This is a genomic window from Pedobacter sp. HMWF019 (assembly GCF_003061025.1).
Classification (GTDB): Bacteria; Bacteroidota; Bacteroidia; order Sphingobacteriales; family Sphingobacteriaceae; genus Pedobacter.
Genome location: NZ_QAIL01000057.1, coordinates 1 through 6,196 on the forward strand (window position 1 = coordinate 1; position 6,196 = coordinate 6,196).

Below are 6,196 nucleotides of genomic sequence, written 5' to 3' on the forward strand. Positions count from 1 at the left end.
CCTGGAAGAACAGGTGATCAATTATTAATTATAAAAAAAGAAGAGGGCCTACGCCCTCTTCCCCATTTTAAAACTTAAACAAAAATCCCTATTTAATAAATAAACTGGCAATAGTTAATACGTCTGCTTTTGCTAAAGGCTCGTCAAAACACTCTGCAGCTGCAGCCGTTGTTACACCAGTGTTGCCGTTAATTCCAACAATATTGACATTGGATTGGACTGTATTGTTTTCACCTGCATAAACGGGATCTGCAGCCGATACTCCTGAATCATTAGAACTTCCACCTGGCCCTAAGCTGATCCAAGGTTTGATCGTTACTCCATTTGCAGCACGCATCGTACGGATATGAGCAGCATGCCGCGCTTCCACCGAATGGATTTGAAGCGCAACGGTCAAATAGGCTGTTCCTTTTATAGCTGTAGCCTGACCTTTATAAGCCCTTACACCTGTATCCTCAAAGGCCTGTGCAACTGCAAGGAAGGTTGCGTAATTGGTATATACATCTTGAAAAGTACCTTTAGCTGTAAAGTCAAAATCGGCGTAAGCCATAGGCCCCGAAGTTGATGCAGAAGAACCCAAGGCTCCTTTAAGCAAATCCACATGCGCTTTTTCATGGTCACGTATATTTGTAATAGCCGTTAAAGGTAGGCCAGAAGGAATTAGTCCCGGAGCTGCTACTACCGCATGATTATAAAAATTGTATTCCAAATACTCCAAGGTCAAAGCAAAGTTAAGTGTATCAACTACAGCTGTAGGCAAGGTTTGGCCATAGGCTTTATTAAACATTGATCCAAGTGCAAGTGGCATCGCTGCCAAAGCTACTTTTTTCCCCATGTTATAAAAGTCTTTCATTGCCGAACGTCTTGGGCTTAATCTCTCATAGATCTCACCGTCAACTTTTTCAATTTCTTCAATTATGTTTACGATATTCATGTTTTCTAGAGTTTAGGTTATAGATTAATCACATTAACTTTTGTTTTGATGTATTTGCCCGCGGCTTTGAGCACTACATCTGGTGTTAATGCCTGATCCAATCCACTGGCATTCACAACATCTGATCCAGCAAAACTGCCTGGAGTAATTAAATCCCTGATATAGGCTGCATGTCTGGCTTCTACTGATACAATTTTTCCAGCCAGAACAAGATAAGCGTCTGTTTTAATGCGGACACCAGCACCATTATAAGCAGCCACCCCTAAATCTTCGAATGCTTTTGCAGCGCCCAACACACTTGAACGGTCGGTAAAGTTTATAGAAGAAAAATCGACAGCTAAACTTCCGATTGCAGCGGTACCTAATGCATTTTTAAAGAATTCCCGGTGTGCAATCTCATGATACTGAATATCCTGAAAATACTGCTTTTCTGTTGGACTAAATCCTGAGGGTGGATTAGAAGCTACCTGTATATAAAATGCTGCTTCCAGTTGCTCCAGCGCATAGGCGTAGTTCAGCACACCAAAATCATCCTTAAAATCAAGTGTTACCCCACCATTAACTGGCGGCATGTCGTTTCCGTGATCTTTTTTACATCCTGCAGCAATTAATGCAATACCTGCTGCCCCTGCTCCTGCATATTGCAAAAAGGATCTGCGGTGCAGGCTGGCGGTAAGAATGCTGTTTTCTTTTTGCAGCATTTCCAACTCTTGTCCTGGTTCTGTTTTCATAGTTTCTTTTATTTAGAGTTCAATGGTCCTGAAACTTGCATACGCAGGTTCCATTATTAGTTTTTTAAGTTTCTATCCCCATTTACGAGAGAAAAAATGATACGGTTTTTACATTTCTACTATTTTTTAATAAATTGATGCCATATATGCTTTTACTAAATACCATTATTGTCGACGACGAGGAATTTGCCCGTTCTTCCCTATATTTTTTATTACAGGAAAACTGTGAGAATATTCATATCTCTGGTATTGCAAAGTCGGTTGCCGAGGCCCGGACTTTACTTTCAGAACAAGAAATAGATCTTATTTTCCTGGATATTGCTATGCCTGGTGAAAATGGTTTTGAGCTGATACCAAGCGCACAGCTCCATCATGCTCATGTGATATTTACCACTGCTTATGATCAGTATGCCTTAAAAGCGATTAAAGCAAATGCTCTCGATTATCTGCTGAAGCCTATTGATATCGATGAACTGAAAGAAGCTGTAGACAAAGCCGTAAAACACATCGGCCTAAACCGGCAGAACCAACAAAATAATACGGCCCGTTTAAATCAGCTTGCCGAAAACCTGAGCGAGCGAAACGAAATCCGTAAACTTAGCCTTCCTAATGGACAGAGTGGTTATACAATTGTAGACATCAATGACATTATCAATATAGAAGCGGATAGCAATTATTCCGTATTTTACTTATCAGGAAAAGATAAGATCACCGTTTCAAAGGTTCTTAAAGATTATGAAGAAATACTGCCTGAGAACCAATTTGTACGCGTTCATAAATCGAGCATCATCAACCTGGACTTTTTAAAAGAGTACAATTCCAAAAATGGAGTGGAGCTCACACTTAAAAATGGTGTAAAAATTGCAGTTTCACGTAGAAGAGCAAGTGAGTTTGCCGAAAAAATTAAATTATATACAAATCATAGAGGTGATAAATAAAAAAAACAGACTGCATTTACTGTTTTTATGTCTTACAGTTTTCCTGAGCGTTTTCAGCACCTCTGCCTATGCTCAATCAGCCTATATACAGCATTACACTACAAAAGATGGTCTACCGAGCAATAATTGCTATTATACCCTTCAGGATTCAAAAGGATATATCTGGATCGGTACAGATGCAGGCGTTTGCCGTTTTGACGGCAATAGGTTTGAAAACTTTTCTATCGACGATGGCTTACCGGATAATCAGATTATCCAAATAAAAGAAGACAAGAAGGGAAGAATCTGGTTTGTGGCATTTAATGGAGAAATGAGTTATTTCCAGGATGGAAAGATCTACAATAGCTTCAATGATAAAAACCTGAAGCTGCTCAAATTTAATGCTGTGGTCATTTCTATCTTTGAAGACACACAGGGAAGAATTTGGTTTGGAACCAACAAAAACATCTTGTTCAGATTTGATGGAACCTCCCTAACGACTTATACCTCTGATGATTTTTCCAACCAGTTGATCTCCGCACATATTAACGAAGATGCAAAAGGCAGAATATGGGTTTACAGTGAACATTGCATCCGATACTTTGAAAACGGGGTGTTTAAAAGAACCAGTTATCCTCCCCTAACGCCTCTCTCCTACAAAACGATTACCAATTTAAAAAACAACCTCAATCTGTATATCGATAAAACCGGCCTCAATGCACAAAGCGGCGGAGACAAACAATTGTTGTTCAAAATCCCCCCTAGTATTATTAACGACAACCTTGGTTATTTCTACATCCACAATACCGACCTCTGGCTAAGCAATAACGAAGGCGTCTACCATTTAGATGATCGTCAGAAAATAACGACCTATTTAAAAGGTATCCCGACCGTACAGGTTCTAAAGGATACGGAAAGCAATACCTGGTTTACAACGAGTAACGGCATTTACATGCTGCCAAGAGAAGAAAACAGGATGTATACCGTTGACAAGAGCTTTGGCGTTACGGGAAATAGTATAAAAAGCGTAACCAAAGATCAGAAAAACAACCTTTGGCTTGGTCTCGATTACGGCCATATAGATGTACTGAATAAAAGAACAATGCATGTGCAACACATTGATCTCCAGGACAAAAAAACCTTTAACGGCATCAAAAAACTACTGATAGATTCGGCAAGCGGCTCTGTTTATTTTGCTTCTGATTATGGTCTGGGCATTACCAACAGTGCAAATCCACAAAAAAACATCCGTTATTTAAGAGAAGCCAATCATTCTATTTTTGTAATAAAGGACTTCAGCATCAGTCCGACAGGTAAACTTGCACTCGCCTTATCTGCTGGTGTTGCGGTTTTAAATCTTAAAAATAAGGGACTTGATTTTTGCATTTCAGCACTTAAAGAGAACCATGAATTTTTTAGTAACCGGGCCTATTGTACTTATTATGACCGCCAGGATAACCTCTGGTTTTCTAATATTAACGGGTTTTCGAAAGTCAGTGCTTCCGGTTCTTTCACCTATTATAAAAATGAATTGCTAACGAGAAGAATCAATGACATCCAGCAGCAACAGGACGGCACACTCGTGCTGGCAACTGATGGTTATGGACTGATTTTGATCCGGGGAGAGAGAATCATCCACCGTTTTACCCAGAAACAGGGACTTTCGAGTAATATTTGCAAAAAAATATTTATCCGGAACAATCACATCTGGGTAGTAACCAACAATGGACTCAACCGGATCTGCCTGGATGGCAGCACACCTTTAGTTGAAGCTTTTGAATATACCAATCCCTTATTGAAAAACGATGTGAATGATCTCTACATTGATAAAGACACCGCCTATTTTGCAACCAATAAAGGGCTTGTTTTTTTCCATAACCGACCGCATCATGATTTCTCCGAAGCACCAAAGGCATTAATATCCGCCATTGTGGTTGGTCAGGTAAAACTTAGCACTAAAAATGATCCAATTGTTCTTGCCCCGTCCAACAATAAGATTAATTTTTATTATGGTGCTATAGATTTTCAGAATCAGGACATCTCTTATCGCTACCGCTTAAAATCAAATGATGTATGGACTGAAACGAAAAACAGACGCATTGAACTATCTTCTTTAGAACCTGGAAAATACAGTTTTGAGCTCTGTGCTAAAACGAACAACAGCAGCTGGGGTATTCCAACCTCTATCGATTTTGAGCTTAAGGCCCGCTTCTGGCAGTCTTATTGGTTTCTGCTGATTTTGTTTGTCATCGCTGGCTTTACGTTTTACTGGATTGCTGTTGTAGTAACTAAAAGACAGAAAAACAAAGAGCAGCAAGAGCTTTTATTAAGAAACAAAATCCTGATGCTGGAACAAAGGGCTTTACAAGCGATGATGAATCCACATTTCGTATTTAATGTAATGAACTCCATTCAGCACTATATTAATACTAAAGATACCTCTTCGGCAAATAAGGTTTTAACAGGTTTTGCTAAACTGATTCGAAAAAATCTGGAGATCTGTACAAAAAGCTTTATTTCTCTGGAAGAGGAACTGGAATACCTGGAACTTTACCTGAGCCTGGAAAAGAAAAGGTTTGGGGATAAACTTAGCTACCGGATACAGGTAGATCCATTAATTGATAAGGATGAGACCTTTATACCCTCTATGCTGTTGCAACCTTATATAGAAAATGCCATCTGGCATGGCATCATGCCTATGGACAATGGCGGTGAGCTGAAAATCATCATCGAACGGGAAGAAGAACTGGGCTTGACCATCAGTATTATCGACAATGGCATAGGCATAAACAATTCCTTAAAGAATAAAAGGACAGAACATGTAAGCAAAGGGATGAGTCTTACCCAGGAAAGAGTGAATCTTTTAAATAAGATTGAAGCAAATCCCATACAGATTTTAGTCCGTCAGAACGGAATTTCGGGCACTTCTGTAGTAATTTCCATACCGCTTCACTAGTTTGTTACCGTTTACTCAATTATTCATACCACTTACTAATTTGGATATAAATAACGGCAGAAATAGCATTAAACTTGTTATAGATATTAATGCAAACATAGTTTGTAAAAATCGTTCTTATAGAATTGGCAAAGATATTTTAACCTAACCTAAAAAACTATCTCAATTCAGGTTTCATTTGTGTGTTAAAAGTGGTAAAGCCAAAATCTTTACCACTTTTTTTTTGAATACATGCCTCATTATCCATTGATTGATCTTCAATATTTTTTTTTTAAAAAAGTTCTTTAGAAAAAATCTTTTTATAGTAATTTTGATGTACAGAAAAAGATGAGAAATATAACCAGGTTGTACTTCCTTTTTCGTAATTTTAATTTATCAAACAACACTTTTTGCATTTTATTTTTTTTGTAATGACAACTCCAAAAAAATCCATTAAAAAAGGTCCTTTAGATGAGTCTGAAGACAGGGATATGATCAATGACGATTCAAGAAATAAGAAATCGTTTGATGATGATGATGACGACTTTGATATGCCATTAGATGATCTTGATGCATTTGATGACTTTGGTGATGACGAAGACGATTATTAATCAAAATCTATTATAACTTATTTCTAAGCATCCTTAAGGGATGCTTTTTATTTTAAAACATTTTATAC

Annotated in this window: 5 protein-coding genes; 3 read left to right on the forward strand and 2 right to left on the reverse strand. The window is 38.2% G+C overall.

Translation table 11 applies throughout. The annotated features are described in order from the left end of the window. Positions 1–88: 88 nt before the first annotated feature. The gene (locus tag DBR11_RS04000; protein ID WP_108550325.1) at positions 89–934 is read right to left on the reverse strand and encodes a ferritin-like domain-containing protein; all 846 of its coding nucleotides are present in this window, start codon (positions 932–934) and stop codon (positions 89–91) included. A gap of 17 nt (positions 935–951) precedes the next feature. Then, positions 952–1,665 carry a ferritin-like domain-containing protein gene (locus DBR11_RS04005; protein ID WP_199233753.1) on the reverse strand — a complete coding sequence of 238 codons (714 nt, stop codon included), beginning with the start codon at positions 1,663–1,665 and terminating at the stop codon, positions 952–954. Positions 1,666–1,811: 146 nt separating this feature from the next. On the opposite strand from DBR11_RS04005, the gene DBR11_RS04010 reads away from it, so the two are divergent. The 3 genes from DBR11_RS04010 (at position 1,812) to DBR11_RS04020 (ending at position 6,128) form a co-directional block, all read left to right on the forward strand. Then, entirely contained in the window at positions 1,812–2,603 is a 792-nt protein-coding gene (locus tag DBR11_RS04010; protein WP_108550326.1) for a LytTR family DNA-binding domain-containing protein, read from the forward strand. After that, positions 2,593–5,538, forward strand: a complete 2,946-nt coding sequence (locus tag DBR11_RS04015) for a two-component regulator propeller domain-containing protein (protein WP_158275202.1) — start codon at positions 2,593–2,595, stop codon at positions 5,536–5,538. The genes DBR11_RS04010 and DBR11_RS04015 overlap by 11 nt, the downstream gene beginning before the upstream one ends. Positions 5,539–5,948: 410 nt before the next feature. Beyond that, positions 5,949–6,128: a hypothetical protein gene (locus DBR11_RS04020; RefSeq protein WP_108550328.1), complete on the forward strand. Its 180-nt coding sequence runs from the start codon at positions 5,949–5,951 to the stop codon at positions 6,126–6,128. Positions 6,129–6,196: the final 68 nt, after the last annotated feature.

What these genes read in the sequence shown, in the direction of transcription:
- DBR11_RS04020 (WP_108550328.1), top strand. Translation starts at nt 5,949, where the DNA reads ATGACAACTCCAAAAAAATCCATTAAAAAAGGTCCTTTAGATGAGTCT.
- DBR11_RS04000 (WP_108550325.1), bottom strand. Translation starts at nt 934, where the DNA reads ATGAATATCGTAAACATAATTGAAGAAATTGAAAAAGTTGACGGTGAG.
- DBR11_RS04010 (WP_108550326.1), top strand. Translation starts at nt 1,812, where the DNA reads ATGCTTTTACTAAATACCATTATTGTCGACGACGAGGAATTTGCCCGT.
- DBR11_RS04005 (WP_199233753.1), bottom strand. Translation starts at nt 1,665, where the DNA reads ATGAAAACAGAACCAGGACAAGAGTTGGAAATGCTGCAAAAAGAAAAC.